General features: G+C 66.3%; 17 protein-coding genes, 6 tRNA genes and 1 pseudogene. 21 read left to right on the top strand and 3 right to left on the bottom strand.

Translation table 11 applies throughout. From position 1 onward, the window contains the following. Together ACWAUG_RS08410 and ACWAUG_RS08405 are read left to right on the top strand one after the other, a co-directional pair. Positions 1-518: pseudogene (locus tag ACWAUG_RS08410) on the top strand (hypothetical protein); the annotation flags it as partial. Next, positions 502-975, top strand: a complete 474-nt coding sequence (locus ACWAUG_RS08405; RefSeq protein ID WP_460802137.1) for a tyrosine-type recombinase/integrase — start codon at positions 502-504, stop codon at positions 973-975. The pseudogene ACWAUG_RS08410 and the gene ACWAUG_RS08405, both read left to right, overlap by 17 nt. A 46-nt stretch (positions 976-1,021) precedes the next feature. Here the strand turns inward: ACWAUG_RS08405 and ACWAUG_RS08400 are convergent. Continuing rightward, a tRNA-Val gene (locus tag ACWAUG_RS08400) sits at positions 1,022-1,097 on the bottom strand. Between the two features lie 160 nt (positions 1,098-1,257). Between ACWAUG_RS08400 and ACWAUG_RS08395 the strand changes: the two genes are divergently transcribed. The 8 genes from ACWAUG_RS08395 (at position 1,258) to ACWAUG_RS08360 (ending at position 5,788) form a co-directional block, all read left to right on the top strand. Further along, a tRNA-Gly gene (locus ACWAUG_RS08395) sits at positions 1,258-1,329 on the top strand. A 59-nt stretch (positions 1,330-1,388) separates the two neighbouring features. Then, a tRNA-Cys gene (locus tag ACWAUG_RS08390) sits at positions 1,389-1,459 on the top strand. 25 nt (positions 1,460-1,484) lie between these two features. After that, positions 1,485-1,556: transfer RNA gene (locus ACWAUG_RS08385), tRNA-Val, on the top strand. An 80-nt stretch (positions 1,557-1,636) separates the two neighbouring features. Next, positions 1,637-1,708 (top strand) — tRNA-Gly (locus ACWAUG_RS08380). Positions 1,709-1,733: 25 nt separating this feature from the next. Continuing rightward, positions 1,734-1,805, top strand: a tRNA-Val gene (locus ACWAUG_RS08375). Between the two features lie 302 nt (positions 1,806-2,107). Next, positions 2,108-3,172, top strand: coding sequence for an aromatic acid exporter family protein (locus ACWAUG_RS08370; protein ID WP_298036346.1), 1,065 nt, complete (start codon positions 2,108-2,110; stop codon positions 3,170-3,172). 124 nt (positions 3,173-3,296) lie between these two features. Then, entirely contained in the window at positions 3,297-5,234 is a 1,938-nt protein-coding gene (gene thrS / locus ACWAUG_RS08365) for a threonine--tRNA ligase (protein ID WP_460802139.1), read from the top strand. Continuing rightward, on the top strand, positions 5,231-5,788 hold the full coding sequence (locus tag ACWAUG_RS08360) for an HIT family protein (RefSeq protein WP_298036344.1): 558 nt from the start codon (positions 5,231-5,233) through the stop codon (positions 5,786-5,788). The genes thrS and ACWAUG_RS08360 overlap by 4 nt, the downstream gene beginning before the upstream one ends. A 7-nt stretch (positions 5,789-5,795) precedes the next feature. Here the strand turns inward: ACWAUG_RS08360 and pdxY are convergent, their stop codons facing one another. Then, on the bottom strand, positions 5,796-6,647 hold the full coding sequence (gene pdxY / locus ACWAUG_RS08355; protein ID WP_298036341.1) for a pyridoxal kinase PdxY: 852 nt from the start codon (positions 6,645-6,647) through the stop codon (positions 5,796-5,798). Between the two features lie 40 nt (positions 6,648-6,687). After that, positions 6,688-7,995 (bottom strand): aminotransferase class I/II-fold pyridoxal phosphate-dependent enzyme, encoded by a 1,308-nt coding sequence (locus ACWAUG_RS08350; protein WP_298036339.1) that lies wholly within the window; start codon positions 7,993-7,995, stop codon positions 6,688-6,690. A 93-nt stretch (positions 7,996-8,088) separates the two neighbouring features. Between ACWAUG_RS08350 and pdxS the strand changes: the two genes are divergently transcribed. The 11 genes from pdxS to secF all read left to right on the top strand — a co-directional run bounded on the left by pdxS (position 8,089) and on the right by secF (position 17,466). Then, positions 8,089-8,988 carry a pyridoxal 5'-phosphate synthase lyase subunit PdxS gene (gene pdxS, locus ACWAUG_RS08345; RefSeq protein WP_298036336.1) on the top strand — a complete coding sequence of 300 codons (900 nt, stop codon included), beginning with the start codon at positions 8,089-8,091 and terminating at the stop codon, positions 8,986-8,988. A gap of 109 nt (positions 8,989-9,097) precedes the next feature. After that, entirely contained in the window at positions 9,098-9,562 is a 465-nt protein-coding gene (locus ACWAUG_RS08340; protein ID WP_460802136.1) for a hypothetical protein, read from the top strand. Next, positions 9,559-10,158, top strand: coding sequence for a pyridoxal 5'-phosphate synthase glutaminase subunit PdxT (gene pdxT, locus ACWAUG_RS08335; RefSeq protein WP_298036330.1), 600 nt, complete (start codon positions 9,559-9,561; stop codon positions 10,156-10,158). The genes ACWAUG_RS08340 and pdxT overlap by 4 nt, the downstream gene beginning before the upstream one ends. Positions 10,159-10,167: 9 nt before the next feature. Continuing rightward, on the top strand, positions 10,168-11,046 hold the full coding sequence (locus tag ACWAUG_RS08330) for a DUF402 domain-containing protein (protein ID WP_460802135.1): 879 nt from the start codon (positions 10,168-10,170) through the stop codon (positions 11,044-11,046). Between the two features lie 116 nt (positions 11,047-11,162). Then, positions 11,163-11,921 (top strand): YebC/PmpR family DNA-binding transcriptional regulator, encoded by a 759-nt coding sequence (locus ACWAUG_RS08325; RefSeq protein ID WP_298036325.1) that lies wholly within the window; start codon positions 11,163-11,165, stop codon positions 11,919-11,921. Positions 11,922-11,980: 59 nt separating this feature from the next. Continuing rightward, positions 11,981-12,556, top strand: coding sequence for a crossover junction endodeoxyribonuclease RuvC (ruvC, locus tag ACWAUG_RS08320; RefSeq protein WP_460802134.1), 576 nt, complete (start codon positions 11,981-11,983; stop codon positions 12,554-12,556). An 18-nt stretch (positions 12,557-12,574) separates the two neighbouring features. Further along, the gene (ruvA, locus tag ACWAUG_RS08315) at positions 12,575-13,195 is read left to right on the top strand and encodes a Holliday junction branch migration protein RuvA (protein ID WP_460802133.1); all 621 of its coding nucleotides are present in this window, start codon (positions 12,575-12,577) and stop codon (positions 13,193-13,195) included. After that, positions 13,188-14,216 carry a Holliday junction branch migration DNA helicase RuvB gene (gene ruvB / locus ACWAUG_RS08310; RefSeq protein ID WP_298036317.1) on the top strand — a complete coding sequence of 343 codons (1,029 nt, stop codon included), beginning with the start codon at positions 13,188-13,190 and terminating at the stop codon, positions 14,214-14,216. The genes ruvA and ruvB overlap by 8 nt, the downstream gene beginning before the upstream one ends. Positions 14,217-14,286: 70 nt before the next feature. Beyond that, positions 14,287-14,697, top strand: coding sequence for a preprotein translocase subunit YajC (locus ACWAUG_RS08305; protein ID WP_298036315.1), 411 nt, complete (start codon positions 14,287-14,289; stop codon positions 14,695-14,697). 46 nt (positions 14,698-14,743) lie between these two features. Continuing rightward, positions 14,744-16,477 carry a protein translocase subunit SecD gene (gene secD, locus ACWAUG_RS08300; protein ID WP_298036312.1) on the top strand — a complete coding sequence of 578 codons (1,734 nt, stop codon included), beginning with the start codon at positions 14,744-14,746 and terminating at the stop codon, positions 16,475-16,477. After that, entirely contained in the window at positions 16,477-17,466 is a 990-nt protein-coding gene (secF, locus tag ACWAUG_RS08295; RefSeq protein ID WP_298036310.1) for a protein translocase subunit SecF, read from the top strand. The genes secD and secF overlap by 1 nt, the downstream gene beginning before the upstream one ends. Positions 17,467-17,529: the final 63 nt, after the last annotated feature.

Below are 17,529 nucleotides of genomic sequence, written 5' to 3'. Positions count from 1 at the left end.
GAACAGCCCGTCCTCGAACTCAGCGCCTAACCATCAACACCGAAGGACAGCGCTACACCACTACTCGGGACTTGACCTGGCTGGAGCATCGTCGCGCCACGGTGACGCCCCAAGCGGCGGCGACGGACGGACAGTTGATCCGGCTCATGTCACCGTCGCTCGGTGCTCGCGCCGTCGCTTCGGTGCTACCGGTTGACGTCGAACGGTGGTACATCTACCTGCGTCAACATGGGCAGTCGGACGGTTCGATGAAGCGGTATCGCGGTTCGTTGTCGGCGTTCTTCGCGTGGTGCATCGCTGAGGGGCGCGCGGCACAGAACGCCGTGACACCATCGCGATTGCCTGCTCTACTCGGGCCACCTTCTGAGATGCGCCCGCTGTCTGAGGCCGATCTGTCGGCGGTGGTAGATAAGGTTTACGCTCGCTGCGCGCATTGCGCCGATCTGGTCACGGTGTTGGCCTGGACGGGCGTCCGCTGGGGGGGAAGCCCGCGAACTCCGCGTGAAAGACGTGTCTGAATTGCCTACGCCGTCGCTGCGGGTCGCGCGGAGCCGGTCTGAGGGCGAGCCTGTCAAGAGCACGAAAGGGCGCAGAGCGAGGCGTGTGCCTCTACCTGAACCTGCTTGGCTGATCGTGCGGGAACTTATGCGCCTGAAACGCCCGGATGATCTCCTTCTCACGGGGGAGCGTGGCGGGCAACTGTGGCGTTCGCAGTTCTTGCGTTCGTCGGGCTACGGGGAGGCGTCTAACGGTCGCCGCGTACACGATCTGCGCCATACGTACGTAACGCTGTGTTTGGCGCGGAATGTGGACTTGACGACCGTGAGCAAGTGGTGCGGGCATGCCTCGATACAGATGACAGCTAGATACTCTCACTGGCTCGGTGACCAGGCCGACGCCGCTGGGCTAGCGCTGCTGAACGGCAGCGGGGGTGCGCCGGGGGTGCGCGACGATGAGAGCGAGGCGGCGCTATGACGGCAGCGAAGAGGCCTCCTGCCAAGCGACAGAAGGCCTCTCCATGTGGTGGGCGATACCGGACTCGAACCGATGACCTCTTCCGTGTGAAGGAAGCGCGCTACCAACTGCGCCAATCGCCCCGGGAACCGGGGTTCGAGTAACGATATTACCGGACGCTTTCGGGTGCTGCTGACCATTTCGGAGGACACGCGCGAGATCAGTCCCGGGTTTTGCAGACGGGGGATCGTGGGCTAATGTTTCATAAGTGCCCAGCGAGCCGGAAGGCAAGCAGGGAATAACGCGGATGTAGCGCAGTGGTAGCGCATCACCTTGCCAAGGTGAGGGTCGCGAGTTCGAATCTCGTCATCCGCTCGAGTGCAGGAGCCCCCGTGCAGGGGGTTTCAGCATGTGGAGTCGAACTTCCACCTCGCGGTGGCGTGGCCGAGAGGCTAGGCACCGGCCTGCAAAGCCGTTTACACGGGTTCGAATCCCGTCGCCACCTCGCCCACAACTGAATAGCCCAACGGGCGCGATTGGCGCAGCGGTAGCGCGCTTCCCTGACACGGAAGAGGTCACTGGTTCGATCCCAGTATCGCGCACAGCCGAGAACCTCTGTTCGCCAGAGGTTTTCTTGTCTCGACAAGATCGGCTAAAGTAAGAAAGTCCCCCTGGGACGCATGCGGATGTAGCGCAGTGGTAGCGCATCACCTTGCCAAGGTGAGGGTCGCGAGTTCGAATCTCGTCATCCGCTCTCGAAAAACTGAACAGCCCATTGGGCGCGATTGGCGCAGCGGTAGCGCGCTTCCCTGACACGGAAGAGGTCACTGGTTCGATCCCAGTATCGCGCACACATCCAGAACCCCCGGCTAATGCCGGGGGTTCTGTCGTTTTGTCAATGGGTGTGACCCATCCTTCTTCGTCGACGAACATGTGTGCTTCCCCATCATTGAAAGAGAGGTCGATGATGACCGCCGCCGCTCGATCCGACCGCCCGGAGGAGGGCCGCCCAACCGTCGTCGGGACGGACCCCGACATGAACGTCACAGAAGAGTCAACAGGTTGGCAACGAGCCCGACGACGATTCCCCTGAAGACGACGGCGAGAATCGCCCGTCGGCTGTGGACATCGAGGATCTGCCCTGACGGGGCGGTTGCCTCTCCTGCACGGTGGCAGAGAGATCGCGCGCGCAGATCGGCTGATCCTCGCAGCCAAGGCCGCGGCAGCAGCAGCCCTGGCCTGGTACACCGCCCCGCTCATCCCGCTCGCGCAGGACGAGTACTCCTATTACGCCCCGCTGGGTGTGATCATCAGCATGCACGCCACGGTCGCTGCATCGGCACGGGCCGGCGCCCAGACCCTGGTCGGCCTCGGAACAGGAGTCGCGCTGGGGCTGGGAGCCCTCGGGTTGGTGTTCAGCGGCCTTCCGGCGATCATCGCCATCGCCCTGGTCATCGCCGCGGGAATCCTCCTCGGCGGCATCCCGGCGCTCGGTGCCGGGCAGGAGTGGGTCCCGATCGCAGGGGTCTTCGTGCTGCTGCTGGGCGGGGCGAACGCGGATGAATTCTCGTTGTCGTATCTGGTGACCACCGCGTTCGGAATCGTGATCGGGGTCGCCGTCAACCTTCTGATTATTCCTCCGCTGCACATTCGTCGAGCCGATCTGCGACTGTCCGCATTGCGCGATGAGGTCTCCACAGCGCTGGACGAGGTCGCGGATGCCATCAACCGCACCCCACCGGATGCCGAGGCACTCCGCAACGCGACCAGGCGCTTGCCGTGGCGTCGTGATGAGGTGGCCATCAACGTCAAGGAGGCCGAGGACAGCAGCCGGGGGAATCCCCGTGCACGACGCCGCCGCGCGGAGCGCGACATGGTCGGCTCTCGGATGCATGCGCTCGATGCTACGACCCGCGCCGTCTCAGATCTCTCCGACGGAATGCTTTCGGCGATCGAGGAGGACCGAGTTCCGACAGCAGACGTGCGGGAGGCCCTCTCCGCGTCCGTGCGCGCCGCCAGCGCCCTCGTCGGGGCGCCCGCCGATGACGAGCGCGCGGCGGGCAAACTCGGCGTTGCGGAAAGAGCCCTGCAGCACGCGATGACGACGATGAACGCATCGTCATCGCCCGGCGATGCGATCGGTCACGCGTACGCCGCGGCGATGTCGGTGCGGCGCATCATCCGGGCCAGTGAGGACTTCGTCTCCGCGCACAGATGACGTTGTCGGTGGACGCCCGCACAGGCGAGTAATCTGGAACCCAGACCTAGTGGAGTGATCTGTGCCTGAAAACGCCCAGCCGAAAGACGGCTTCGCCCTGTTCACCGACCGATCCGTCGTCGCCATGCGCGTCGACGGCGAGCTGAAGGATCTCGCAGCACCCCTGACGGGATCCGAGACTGTCGAGCCGGTCACGATCGACAGCGAAGACGGCCTCTCCATTCTTCGCCACTCCGCCGCCCACGTCCTCGCGCAGGCCGTGCAGCGCATCAACCCGCAGGCGAACCTCGGTATCGGCCCGCCCGTCACTGATGGGTTCTACTACGACTTCGGCGTCGACACCCCGTTCACGCCCGAAGATCTCAAGGCCATCAACAAGGAGATGCAGCGCATCATCCGCGAGGGCCAGCGCTTCACGAGGCGCGTCGTCACCGAAGAAGAAGCCCGTGCCGAGATGGCGAACGAGCCCTTCAAACTCGAGCTCATCGAGCTCGCCGGCGGACCCGGGTCCGGCGCGGATGCCGCAGAAGGAGCATCCGTCGAGGTCGGTGCCGGCGAGCTGACGATCTACGACAACGTCTCCAAGGACGGCGAAGTCGTCTGGAAGGACCTCTGCCGCGGACCGCACCTGCCCAGCACCCGCATGATCGGCAACGGCTGGGACCTCACGCGCATGGCCGCCGCCTACTGGCGCGGCAGCGAGAAGAACCCCCAGCTGCAGCGGATCTACGGCACGGCGTGGCCCTCGAAGGACGAGCTGAAGGCGTACAAGGAGCGCATCGCCGAGGCCGAGCGCCGCGACCACCGCAAGCTCGGCGTCGAGATGGACCTCTTCTCGTTCCCCGATGAGATCGGTTCGGGACTGGCGGTGTTCCACCCGAAGGGCGGCATCATCCGCTACGAGATCGAGGAAAATCTGCGCCGGCACCTGCTGCGCAACGGGTACGACGTCGTCAACTCGCCGCATATCACGAAGAAGGATCTCTTCATGACGTCGGGGCACCTGCAGACGTACTCCGACGGCATGTTCCCCCCGATGCACCTCGACGAGGTCACCGACGAAGACGGCAACATCACCAAGCAGGGCCAGGACTACTACCTGAAGCCCATGAACTGCCCGTTCCACAACCTCATCTTCCGCTCGCGCGGCCGCTCCTACCGTGAGCTCCCGCTGCGTCTGGCGGAGTTCGGGACCGTTTACCGCTACGAGAAGAGCGGCACGCTGCAGGGCCTCACCCGTGTGCGCGGCCTGACCCAGGACGATGCCCACATCTACGTCGCCCAGGACCAGGTCAAGCAGGAGCTCGAGACGAACCTCAACCTGGTTCTGGACCTGCTGCGCGACTATGGCCTGAACGACTTCTACCTCGAGCTGTCCACGAACGAAGAGGGCAACCCCAAGTTCCTCGGCGAGCCCGAGCAGTGGTCCACCGCGATCGACACGCTGCGCGAGGTGGCCGTGTCATCCGGTCTCGAACTCGTCGCCGATCCCGGCGGCGCGGCCTTCTACGGTCCGAAGATCTCGGTGCAGGCGCGCGACGCGATCGGCCGAACCTGGCAGATGTCGACTATCCAGCTCGACTTCAACCAGCCCGAGCGCTTCGAGCTCGAGTACACCGGTCCCGACGGGCAGAAGCACCGTCCGGTGATGATCCACCGTGCTCTGCTCGGCTCGGTCGAGCGCTTCTTCGCGATCCTGCTCGAGCACTACGCCGGTGACTTCCCGGTGTGGCTCGCCCCCGTTCAGGTGGTGGGCGTTCCCGTCGCCGAGCAGTACGGCGAGTACCTCGACGGCATCATCGCCAAGCTGCGCCAGAACGACGTTCGCGCAGAGGTCGATCACTCCGACGACCGCATGCAGAAGAAGATCCGCAACCACACCACGCACAAGGTGCCGCTGATCCTCATCGCCGGCGAGCAGGACAAGGAAGCGGGTACCGTGTCGTTCCGCTTCCGCGATGGCACGCAGGAGAACGGCGTGCCGGTCGCGGATGCGATCGCCCGCATCCGTCAGGCGATCGCTTCCCACGCCCTCGTGCTCAAGGCCGAGGACCTCGTATGACCTGGTCGGGGGCGCCCGAGGATGCCGCGCATCTCGCCGGCGTCCCCGACGAGTTCCAGCGGCTGTGGACCCCGCACCGGATGGCGTACATCCAGGCGGGACCCGAACCGCACCATGAGGAGTGCCCGTTCTGCGAGGCGCCGAAGCACCCCGATGAGCAGCGCCTCGTCGTCGCGCGCGGACGCACCGCCTATGTTCTACTGAACCTCTTCCCGTACAACTCTGGCCACCTGCTGGTGTGCCCGTACCGGCACATCGCGACCTACGATCAGGCCACGCCCGAGGAGGTCGCCGAGATCGGCGAGCTCACGCAGATCGGCATGCGGGTGCTCCGCGAGGTCTCGAACTGCGACGGGTTCAACCTCGGCATGAACCAGGGCGCGGTCGCCGGTGCGGGTGTGGACGCGCACCTGCACCAGCACATCGTGCCCCGCTGGCGTTCGGACGCGAACTTCTTCCCGATCATCGCCAAGACGAAGGCCCTGCCGCAGTTGCTCGGCGAAGTGCGCGAGGCCGTGGCGAACGCCTGGCCGGCGGACGCCACGACGCTCTGACGTCCGCTCAGCGCACCTGACGTGCGGTGAACTGCAGACGGGGGTTCGCGTAGAACTCCTGCGCCTCGATGAGCTGGAGCTCGCGCTCCCCGGATTCGAGGGTGAGCTTCAGCAGGTCGAAGACGCTGGATGCTGTGCGCTCCAGAGCATCCTTCGCGCTCCCCGTCGCGACATAGTGGGCGGTGAACAGCGCCGCGGTGACGTCGCCCGAGCCGTTTGCCTTGAACGGCAGGTACGGAGTCGTGACCAGCCAGGCTCCCGCCTGATCCACGGCGAGCATCTCGATCGTTCCTTCGTCACGATCCGGGCGTTCGACGCTCGTCACGAGTGCGATCCGCGGCCCCATCGCGAATGCGGCATCCACAGAGGCAAGCGTCGATTCCAGGGAATCGGGGGAGGTTTCCGTCAAGAAACCGAGTTCGAACTGGTTCGGCGTGATGATGTCGGCGACGGGGACGACGCGTTCACGCAGCAGCTCCGGGATGGCCGGGGCCACGAAGCATCCGGATTTCGCATTGCCCATCACCGGGTCGCATGTGTACAGCGCATCGGGATTCGCCGCCTTCACCCGACTGACAGCGTCGATGATCACCTCGCCGATGCCCTCACCGCCCTGATACCCCGAGAGAATGGCGTCGATCTGCCCGAACACCCCACGGTCCTCGACGCCGGAGATCACCGCGCGCACATCATCCGGGGCGATGAGAGGACCACCCCACGACCCGTAGCCGGTGTGGTTCGAGAAGTTCACCGTGTTCACCGGCAGGACGTCGACGCCGATCCGCTGCAGGGGGAACACCGCGGCGGAATTGCCGACGTGGCCGTAGGCGACGGCGGACTGGATCGACAGAATCTTCATGCGGTGCTCTTCTCACTGCTCGGGCGCATCATCGTGCGCATCATCGGACGGCCGCCGCGATATCGGAGGCCAACTGCTCGGCGTCATCGCCGGAGAGGTCGTGCACCGTGAGGCGCACATGGTTGGAGGGGCGCTCGCCCGCCGTCAGCGAGAAACCATCGCCGGTGCGCACGAGCCAACCGCGACGCATGAGGTGCTCCGAAGCGATGCGCGCCTCGACCGGCAACTCGACCCACAGGCTCATGCCCTCGGAGCCCGCCACCGCGATGCCCCGCTCGCGGAGCATATCGGCGAATGCCGCGTTGCGTGCCGCGTAGTGAGCACCCGCGGCGGCGATCTCGGTCTGCGCCGCGGGGTCTTCGAGAAGGCCGAGGGCGAGACGCTGAAGCAGGTGGCTGACCCAGGTCGTGCCGGGGCTCAGGCGCATGCCGAGGCGGTCGGCGGTCTCCGGGTCGGTCGCGGCGATCGCCAGGCACATGTCGGGCCCGAGGAACTTCGACACCGATCGCAGGAGCGCATAGCGGCGGTGCCCCGGACCGATGATGCTCTCGTACGGTTTCGCGGAGAGCAGGGAGAAGTGGTCGTCCTCGATGATGAGCACATACGGGTGCTCGATGAGGAGGGCCCGTAGTTCCGCCGCTCGAGCGGGGGACAGCGCGACACCGGTCGGGTTCTGGGCGCGCGGCGTGCAGATGATCGCGCGAACGCCGGCGTCGAGTGCGGCACGGAGCCCTGCGACGGTCATGCCCTCGTCATCCACGGGCACGGGAACCGGTCGGTATCCGCCGAGGCGCACGGTGTGGATGCTGCCGAGGAAGCAGGGGTCCTCGAGTGCTACCGCGTCGTCGCGCATGAGAGCTTGGGCGAGCAGGCGCTCGACGGCGTCGACCGCGCCGCTGGTGACGGTGATGCGGAAGTCATCGGCCGCGAGGTCGGGGGACACCCATGACCGTGCCCACGCTTCGAGGCCGGGATCGATGACGGGTTCGCCGTAGAGCACCGGACGCCCGACGACACCGGCGAGGGCGCGGGACGGGTCCGGGATGCGCCGCGGATCGGGGTTTCCGGTGCCGACGTCGCGTAGCACGGTGTCGGGCGTGTAGCCCTCCTGCGCTACCGGCGATTGCTCGGCGATCGTCGTTCCGGCGCGACCCCGGCTGACGACGATTCCCGCTTGGGAGAGCTGGCGGTACGCGGCGACGGCTGTGTTGCGGTTCACGCCGAGCGAGGCGGCGAGTTCACGCACGGGCGGCAGCGTCGCTCCCGGCACGAGCACCCCGCGCTCATGCAGTGCGCGGACGCTCGCGGCGATCTCCGATGCCGTCTCGCCTGTGATGTCGTCGTTCATGTCACCTCTCGAAACAGATTCTAGACCTGTCCGGGACAGTGCTATGTTCTGGCCTAGGTCAAATGAAGTTCTGGATGCTCGAAAGGTTCGCTCATGGTTTCTGAAGTCCCCTCCGTCACCGGTTCACCGCGGGTCAAGCGCGGTCTCGCCGAGATGCTCAAGGGCGGCGTCATCATGGATGTCGTCACCGCCGAACAGGCGAAGATCGCCGAGGAAGCCGGAGCCGTCGCCGTCATGGCCCTCGAACGCGTCCCCGCCGATATCCGTGCACAGGGCGGCGTCTCGCGCATGAGCGATCCCGACATGATCGACGCCATCATCTCCTCGGTCTCGATTCCCGTCATGGCGAAGGCGCGCATCGGCCACTTCGTCGAGGCCCAGGTTCTGCAGGAGCTCGGCGTCGACTACATCGACGAGTCCGAGGTGCTCTCGCCGGCCGACTACGTCAATCACATCGACAAGCACGGATTCACGGTGCCGTTCGTATGCGGTGCGACGAACCTCGGCGAGGCGCTGCGGCGCATCAACGAGGGTGCGGCGATGATCCGGTCCAAGGGAGAGGCCGGCACCGGCGACGTCTCCGAGGCGATGAAGCACATCCGGAAGATCCGCGGTGACATCGCCGCGCTCGGCGCGCTGTCGAAGGACGAGCTGTACGTCGCCGCCAAGGAGCTGCAGGCACCGTACGACCTCGTCGCCGAGATCGCCGAGACGGGGGAGTTGCCGGTCGTGCTGTTCGTCGCCGGCGGTGTCGCGACGCCGGCGGATGCCGCCATGATGATGCAGCTCGGAGCAGACGGAGTCTTCGTCGGATCCGGCATCTTCAAATCCGGTGACCCCGCCGCCCGCGCGGCCGCGATCGTGAAGGCGACGACGTTCTTCGACGATCCTGCCGTGATCGCCGAGGTGTCGCGCGGTCTGGGCGAGGCGATGGTCGGCATCAACGTCTCCGACCTGCCTGCTCCGCATCGCCTGTCCGAACGCGGGTGGTGACGGCATCCGTATCGCGCGACGCACTCCCGCGGCGTTGCGCACAGCGGACGTTGTTGCGCCTGGCGGACTTTTTTGCACGCGACCTCCGCTGTCTGCAACAGTTTCCGCCGTGTGCAACGCGAACCGTGACGACCAAGCGACGGCGGACGCGCGCATCCCACTCGCCCCGGATGCCTCGTGGCGCCTGCCGGTGGGGTGGATGCCGGTGGTGAACGCCCTGCACCGCGAGCTCGTCGCCCTCGTCGGCGACTACGAGATCAACCACGGCGTGTGGCAGAAGGCCGGGCGCCTGCGGTACCTGGCCGAGTTCCCCGTCGTGAGCGCGCGGGCGCGCCGGTTGGCCCATGAGGCGCAGGAGCGCACGGCATCCCTCTGCGAGGTCTGCGGCGGACCGGGGATGCGCGCCGTGGCGTCGCCCCGCTGCGCCAAGCATCCGATGCGCGGGCCGGGCGCAGTCCCGGCGGTGATCGCGGCGCGGCCGGCGTTGCGCACGGCGGACGATGTTGCACGTGGCGGACTTTCCGACCCGAAGCCTCCGCAGCGTGCAACAACCTCCGCGGAGCGGAACGCATGACGATGATCGGCGTGCTCGCGCTCCAGGGGGACGTCCGCGAGCACGAGCGGATGCTGTCGGCCCTCGGCGCCGAGACGATCCGGGTCCGCCGCCCCGAAGATCTCGTGCAGGTGGATGGGCTCGTCATCCCGGGCGGTGAATCGACGGTCATCGACAAGCTGTCCCGGCAGTTCGGGATGCAGCATCCGATCCGCGCCGCGATCGCGGACGGGATGCCGGTGCTCGGCACATGCGCGGGCCTCATCATGCTGGCGGATGCCGTCGCAGACGGCGTCGACGGTCAGGAGACTATCGGCGGGCTCGACGTGGTCGTCCGCAGGAATGCCTTTGGTCGACAGGCAGAGTCTTTCGAGGCGGCGCTGGATGTCGCGGGATTCGATGAACGCCCGGTCGACGCGGCATTCATCCGCGGTCCGGTGATCGAGTCGGTCGGGCCTCGCGCCGGCACCATCGCGATGCTCGACGACGGGCGCGCGGTCGCCGTCGTGCAGGGGAGCATCGTCGGGCTGGCTTTCCACCCGGAAATCTCCGGCGAACATCGCTTCCACGAACGATTGATCACCGACGCGGCGCAGTACCGAGCGCGGAGCCGATAGCGTGGCGGGATGAGATCGCCGATCGGAACCCGGGACGTCAGCGCAAGCGGTGGGACCATGGAGCTCATCGGGAGACGCGGGGACGGATGGGCGCGGATCTCCTCCGAGAGCGTCTCGGTCGACGAGGCGATCGCCCTGCTCGAGCAGAACGCCGGCGAGGAGGGGCGTCCCATCTCCGGATCGCGGGACGTCGTGCCCTCCGGCGCCCCGTTCGCCCCGCGGTTCACACCGGGCGAGACGATCCTGTGGCAGTACTCGCGACATGTCGAGGCCGTCCGCGTGGTCAGAGACGATGAGCGCGGCCTGGTGATCTGGATCCCGGCGGGATCCGAGCGCTTGGAGTCCGCGCCCGCCGATGGTCGCCGCACACGGGACGTCCCGGTCCACGAGCGATTCAGCATCCCGTGGGTGATGCGCGAGACCACCTGGAGGGGGCAGGGCGTCCTGCGCGTCGCGCCGACGGGCAAGCCCTGGTCGATCTGGTTCTTCCGGGCGCCCGATGGGACGCCCGCCGGGGTGTATGTGAATCTCGAACTGCCGCACCGGCGAATCGGGGGCACGTCACCCAGCATCTACTCACGAGATCTCGTGCTGGACCTGTGGATCGAGGCGGAGCACCCCGGAAGCGAGGACGTCTGGCTGAAGGACGCCGACGAGCTCGCGGCAGCGGTCGACCAGGGACGGTTCACCTCCGCGCAGGCGGAGGCCGTGCGCACCCTGGCCGATCACGCGACGCGGGAGGTCATCGCCTCAGGCGCGTGGCCGCTCGACGAGGGATGGGACACGTGGAATCCGGATGCTGTGACGGACGCCCCGGTGCGACTGCCGGCGAACGCCATCGTGGATGCGGCGCGCGCCCGGTCGGGCCGCACCAGCCTGGAGGGATGATCGGGCGCTCCGAACCCCGTAGACCAACGGCGTCACCGCAATCTCCTAGACTGGACGACGCAGCGATGCGCGTAGACTGAACCGCGCAAAAAGCGCGAGACGATCGGGAGACAGACATGGCAGGGCATTCCAAATGGGCCACGACGAAGCACAAGAAGGCCGTCATCGACTCGCGCCGTGCCAAGTCGTGGGCGAAGCTCATCAAGAACATCGAGGTCGCAGCGAAGCTCGGCGGCGCTGATCTGGCCGGCAACCCGACGCTTTACGACGCCGTCCTCAAGGCTAAGAAGACCTCCGTCCCCAAGGACAACATCGACCGCGCGATCAAGCGCGGTGCGGGAATCGGCGGCGAAGCTGTCGAGTACACCTCGATCATGTACGAAGGCTACGGCCCCAACGGTGTCGCACTCATGATCGAGTGTCTGACCGACAACAAGAACCGTGCGGCGGCCGAGGTGCGCACCGCCCTCAGCCGCAACGGCGGGACGCTTGCCGATCCGGGCAGCGTCGCCTACAACTTCAGCCGCAAGGGCGTCGTCGTCGTGGGCGGCGAGGGCACGACCGAGGACGACGTCATGATGGCGGCGCTCGAGGCTGGCGCAGAAGAGATCGAGGCGCACGGCGAGGGCTTCCAGGTGATCACCGAGGCCACCGACCTGGTTCCGGTCCGTTCGGCTCTCGTCGATGCCGGCATCGAGTACGACTCGGCCGACATCGAGTTCGTCCCGAACCTCAAGGTCGAGATCGACGCCGACACGGCGCGCAAGATCTTCCGCCTCATCGACGCGCTGGAAGACAGCGAGGACGTGCAGAACGTCTTCAGCAACTTCGACCTCACTCCCGAGGTGCAGGCCGAGCTCGAGGAAGACGAGTAAGCACGCGCGCACCGAGTGTCGTCGAAGCCGCCGCTCCGCCGGGCGCATAGCCTGGGGGAGTGGCGGCTTCTTCTCTGCGCGTGCTCGGCATCGATCCGGGCCTGACCCGATGCGGCATCGGGATCGTCGACGTCGATCGCGCCCGGCGCGGAACGCTCGTTCATGTCGGTGTGGTTCGCACACCCGTCGACGCCCCGATCGGCGAACGTCTCGCAGGGGTCGCCGCGGGCATCCGGGCCGTTCTCGCGGAGCACCGGCCCGATGCTGTCGCCGTCGAGCGCGTCTTCGCTCAGCACAACACGAGCACGGTCATGGGCACCGCCCAAGCCAGCGGTGTCGCCCTGCTGATCGCGGCCGAAGCGCGGCTCCCGGCCGCGACGCACACACCGAGCGAGGTCAAGGCTGCGGTCACCGGATACGGGTCGGCGGACAAGAAGCAGGTGCAGGCCATGATCGCCCGCATCCTGCGCCTGGACGCCCCTCCGCAGCCGGCCGACGCCGCCGATGCACTCGCGATAGCACTGTGCCATGCCTGGCGTCGCGGTGCGGCAGCACCGGACGGCACGAATGCTCTGACTCCGGCGCAGCGGGCCTGGGCAGACGCGGAGCGTGTCGCTCGAACATACGTACGATGACGCGCATAGGATGAGAGCATGATCTCCTCCCTGCGCGGCACCGTGCTGTCCTCCGGCGCCGATCACGTCGTCATCGAGGTCGGCGGCGTCGGATTCTTCGTCTTCGTGCCCGCGGATGTCGCCCGCACGGCGCCCGTCGACGGCGAGCTGCGTCTGCACACGAGCCTGATCGTGCGCGAAGATGCGATGACGCTGTACGGATTCACGGATGCCGCAGAGCTCGAGGTCTTCACGATTCTGCTCAGCGTCACGGGAGTCGGCCCGAAGTCCGCCCTCGGCGTTCTCGGTCATCTCACCGTCGATCAGATCGCCGCCGCCGTGACGGATGACGACGATGCGCCGTTCCGCCGCGTCTCCGGAATCGGTCCGAAGACCGCGAAGCTCATCGTCGTACAGTTGGCGGGCAAGCTGCCGGAGCCGACTCCCGGCAGCGGGCGCCCGGCTTCCGGAGCCGACATGGTCATCACCCAACTGACCGCTGCTCTCATCGGGCTCGGGTGGTCCGAGAAGGTCGCGGCCGAGGCCGCCGAGCAGACGATCGAGGTCGCAAACGACGAGGACCGCGCCTCGGTGCCGGTTCTGCTGCGCCAGACCCTCGCATCCCTCGGTCCCGCGAAGGGTGGTTCCGCCCGTGGATGAGCTGCGCGATGCCTCCGAACCCATCGATGAGGCAGAACTCGCCATCGAAGGAGCCCTGCGCCCGAGTAGCCTCGGTGAATTCGTCGGCCAGCCGAAGGTGCGCGGCCAGCTGCAGCTGCTTCTCGACGCGGCGCGCATCCAGAATCGTCCGCCCGACCACATTCTCCTCGCTGGCCCTCCCGGACTCGGCAAGACGACGCTCGCGATGATCGTCGCGCATGAGAGCGAGCGCCCACTTCGCCTGTCCAGCGGCCCGGCCATCCAGCATGCGGGTGATCTCGCAGCCCTTCTGTCGAGCCTGCTCCCGGGCGACGTTCTCTTCATCGACGAGATCCATCGGATGGCGCGCTCCGCGGAGGAGATGCTCTATCTCGCGATGGAGGACTTCCGCATCGACATCATGGTCGGCAAGGGCGCCGGCGCAACCAGCATCCCTCTGGATCTCGCCCCGTTCACTCTCGTCGGAGCCACAACGAGATCCGGTCTGCTGCCGAACCCGCTGCGCGATCGGTTCGGCTTCACCGGTCACCTCGAGTTCTACGAGGACAGCGACCTGGAGCACGTGATCTCCCGCTCTGCCGGCGTGCTCGGTGTGACGCTCCCGACGGATGCTCTCAGCGAGATCGCCCGCCGCTCCCGCGGAACCCCGCGAATCGCCAACCGTCTGCTGCGCCGCGTCCGCGACTACGCGCTCGTGCACGGAGAACGAGGAACGACCTCCGTCTCCGAGGTGAACGCTGCACTCGAGCTCTACGATGTGGATCCGATCGGCCTCGACCGACTCGACCGCGCTGTGCTCGACACCCTGGTACGTCGCTTCCGCGGCGGACCGGTCGGGCTCAGCACCCTCGCGGTCGCCGTCGGGGAGGAAGCAGAGACCGTCGAGAGCGTCGTCGAGCCCTACCTCGTCCGCATCGGTTTCCTCGGCCGCACGCCCCGCGGGCGCGTCGCGATGCCCGAGGCGTACACGCACCTCGGGCTGCGTCACCCCGAGGCTGCCGCATCGGCAGATGACCTATAATCGCTGAAGACTTCACCTGAATCCCCATTGCGCTGGCGCTGTCGGCGTGCATACCGAAAGGCTCTCCGCCATGCCCATGGAATTCGTTCTCTTCGGCCTCCTCGCCGTTCTGCTGGTCTTCATGTTCGTCAACACGCGCAAGCGTCAGAAGCAGCTGAAGGCCGAGCAGGAGGAGAAGGCCACGAAGTCCGTGCCCGGTGCAAAGGTCCTGCTGCAGGGCGGCATCTACGGCACGATCGTCGAATACGACGCCGAGAACCTCGACCGCCCTGCGCACATCGAGATCGCTCCCGGAACGGTCATCGAGGTGCACAGCCAGGCAATCCTCCGCATCGTCGAGGACGAGGCCGTCTCGGATGATGTCGAGGTCGACAGCGCCGATGAGTCCGAGAGCACCTCCCTGTCGGACATGCCCGAAGTCATCGTCGAAACCCCGGAAGAGACCCAGGCACGACTCGAGCGCAACGCCGACGACAAGTAAACCTCTCCTCTCCCGTTCGCGCATCATCGTAGAAAGCTGAACGTACGTGGCTTCTTCCTCTCCAGTCCGTCACGCCTGGAAGGTCCTCATCGGACTCGTCATCGTGACAGCGTTTCTGTTCGGCATCAACGCTCTCGGCGTCTACGGGTTCAAGAAGAGCTCCTGGACACCTGAGCTCGCCCTCGACCTGCAGGGCGGGACGCAGATCGTGCTCAGTGCAGTCACGGAGGATGGTGCGAACCCGACGCAGGAGCAGCTCGACCAGGCTGCGGCCATCATCCGTCAGCGCGTGGACGCGTCGGGTGTCGCCGAGGCTGACATCACGACCGAGGGCGGACGCAACATCGTCGTCCAGATCCCCGGTGCCGCGGATGACGAGACCCGAGCGCGCATCGAAGCGAGCGCACAGCTCGAGTTCCGCTCGGTGATCTACGTCGGTCAGCCCGCGAACCAGTTCGTCGGCGAAGACGGCAACGCGACGCCGTACCCGACGCCGGATGCGACGGCGAACGCCGTTCCCACGCCCGATCCGACCGATGGCAGCGATCTCGCCTGGGTGACGGAGAAGCTCCAGGCCGAGTTCCTCGCCTACGACTGCACCGCCCCCGAGAACGATCCGTCCAACGCACCGGCCGACCAGCCGCTCATCACGTGCGATGAGACCAACTCGATCAAGTACATCCTCGGCCCGACCGAGCTCACCGGCGACGCGATCGACGACGCCACCAGCGGACGCGACCAGCAGAACGGTCAGTGGACGGTCAACCTCGTGCTCGACAAGAACGGCACGAAGGTCTTCGGCGAGATCAGTCAGCGGCTCTTCCAGAACCAGCTGTCGGGTCTGAGCCCTCGCGACCAGTTCGCCTTCGTCCTCGACGGCAAGGTGATCTCTGCCCCGCAGATGAACGCGCAGATCCTCAACGGCAAGCCGAGCATCTCCGGGCAGTTCACGCAGGAGACGGCCCAGACGCTCGCTGACCAGCTCAAGTACGGCGCGCTGCCGTTGAGCTTCACGACCGAGAGCTCGGCGACCATCTCCGCGACGCTCGGAACTCAGCAGCTGCAGATCGGTCTGATCGCCGGTCTCATCGGCCTGGCGCTCGTCGCCCTGTACTCGCTCGTCAGCTACCGTGCACTCGGCGCAGTCATCATCGCCTCGATCGCCGTGATGGGCGTGCTGACCTACATCATCGTCTGCATCCTCGCCTGGCGTCTCGGCTTCCGCCTGTCGCTGGCCGGTGTCGCCGGTCTGATCGTCTCGATCGGCTTCGTCGCCGACTCGTTCATCGTCTACTTCGAGCGAATACGAGACGAGCTGCGAGACGGAAAGTCGATCACCAGCGCGGTGGAAGACGGATGGGGGCGCGCCAAGCGGACCATCTACATCTCCAAGTCGATCAACATCCTCGCTGCGGTCGTGCTGTACATCCTCGCGGATGCAACAGTGAAGGGCTTCGCCTTCACGCTCGGTCTCACGACGATCATCGACGTGTTCATCTTCGTGATCTTCACCCACCCGGTCATGCAGATCCTCGCCCGCACGAAGTTCTTCGGGGGCGGGCACAAACTGTCGGGCCTCGACCCCGATGCGCTCGGAGCCGTCTACCACGCGCGCACGCAATACCGCGCCGTGGCCGCACCGGCAGCCGGACGCGGCGGCGGGAAGAAGTCCCGATCCCGTGGCGAGGCCGAGCGCCGCCAAACGATCGCAGAACGTAAACGTGCCGAAGCCCTCGCGGGCGATAGAACGACCGACGCCGGAAGCGAGGGAGAGCACTGATGGCCTCCATGAATGAGTTCGGCAACAACCTCTACACGGGAAAGACCTCCTTCCCCTTCGTCGCGAAGCGGCGCCTGTGGTTCATCATCGCGATCGCGCTGGTGCTGGGGGCGGTGCTGGTGCCGTTCTTCCGCCCCGTGCAGTTCTCCATCGAATTCACCGGCGGCTCGCAGTTCACCGTGACGGCGCCCTCCTCCACGGACCAGGAACTCGCGTCCGAAGCCGTGCAGGAGATCGTGCCTGACGCCACGACCAAGGTCGTCGTCGTCGGCGGCAGCGACATCCGCGTGCAGACCTCCCAGATGTCCTCGGAGGAGACCCAGGCAGTCGCACGTTCGCTCGCAGCAGCCTACGACGTCGACCCCGATGAGGTCACGGCATCCTTCATCGGACCGGCGTGGGGCGAGAACGTGACCAAGCAGTCCCTCTGGGGCCTGGTGATCTTCCTCGCGCTGACTTTCCTCATCCTCGCGATCTACTTCCGCACCTGGAAGATGTCTGCCGCCGCGATCATCGGTCTCCTCGACGTGCTCGTCATCACGGTCGGTGTCTACGCCCTCGCCGGATTCTCGATCTCACCGGCGGCGGTGATCGGATTCCTGACGATCCTCGCGTACTCGCTGTACGACACGACGGTCGTCTTCGACAAGATTCGTGAGAACACGACGGAGGACGGTGAGAATTCCTCCCGCCTGTTCGGTGAATCGGTGAACCTCGCAGTGAACCAGACGCTGATCCGCTCCATCAACACCTCGATCGTCGCGGCGCTGCCCGTCGGCGCGATCCTCTTCATCGGTGCGTTCTGGCTCGGCGCCGACACCCTGACCGACATCTCGCTATCGATCTTCGTCGGAATCCTCGTCGCGACCTACTCGACCCTGTTCGTCGCCGCACCGCTGTACTCGCTGTTCCGCGAGAACGAGTTCGAGATCACCGAACGCGATGCCAAGGTGCTCGAGCTGCGCGAACGCGCAGCCGCGGACGCCTGATAACTGACACCTGATAACTTCTGTCCGCCGGCCCGCCGGCGGACAGAAGCGTAAGATGACCTG

This window comes from Microbacterium sp. GXF6406 (genome assembly GCF_054798215.1).
The sequence above is the reverse complement of the archived record's forward strand: the minus strand, read 5'-3'. Positions and strand labels throughout refer to the sequence as shown.

Coding starts and splice junctions, on each gene's coding strand:
- thrS (WP_460802139.1), top strand. CDS start 3,297: ATGCGCGTCGACGGCGAGCTGAAGGATCTCGCAGCACCCCTGACGGGA.
- ACWAUG_RS08360 (WP_298036344.1), top strand. CDS start 5,231: ATGACCTGGTCGGGGGCGCCCGAGGATGCCGCGCATCTCGCCGGCGTC.
- pdxY (WP_298036341.1), bottom strand. CDS start 6,647: ATGAAGATTCTGTCGATCCAGTCCGCCGTCGCCTACGGCCACGTCGGC.
- ACWAUG_RS08350 (WP_298036339.1), bottom strand. CDS start 7,995: ATGAACGACGACATCACAGGCGAGACGGCATCGGAGATCGCCGCGAGC.
- pdxS (WP_298036336.1), top strand. CDS start 8,089: ATGGTTTCTGAAGTCCCCTCCGTCACCGGTTCACCGCGGGTCAAGCGC.
- pdxT (WP_298036330.1), top strand. CDS start 9,559: ATGACGATGATCGGCGTGCTCGCGCTCCAGGGGGACGTCCGCGAGCAC.
- ACWAUG_RS08330 (WP_460802135.1), top strand. CDS start 10,168: ATGAGATCGCCGATCGGAACCCGGGACGTCAGCGCAAGCGGTGGGACC.
- ACWAUG_RS08325 (WP_298036325.1), top strand. CDS start 11,163: ATGGCAGGGCATTCCAAATGGGCCACGACGAAGCACAAGAAGGCCGTC.
- ruvA (WP_460802133.1), top strand. CDS start 12,575: ATGATCTCCTCCCTGCGCGGCACCGTGCTGTCCTCCGGCGCCGATCAC.
- ACWAUG_RS08305 (WP_298036315.1), top strand. CDS start 14,287: ATGCCCATGGAATTCGTTCTCTTCGGCCTCCTCGCCGTTCTGCTGGTC.
- secF (WP_298036310.1), top strand. CDS start 16,477: ATGGCCTCCATGAATGAGTTCGGCAACAACCTCTACACGGGAAAGACC.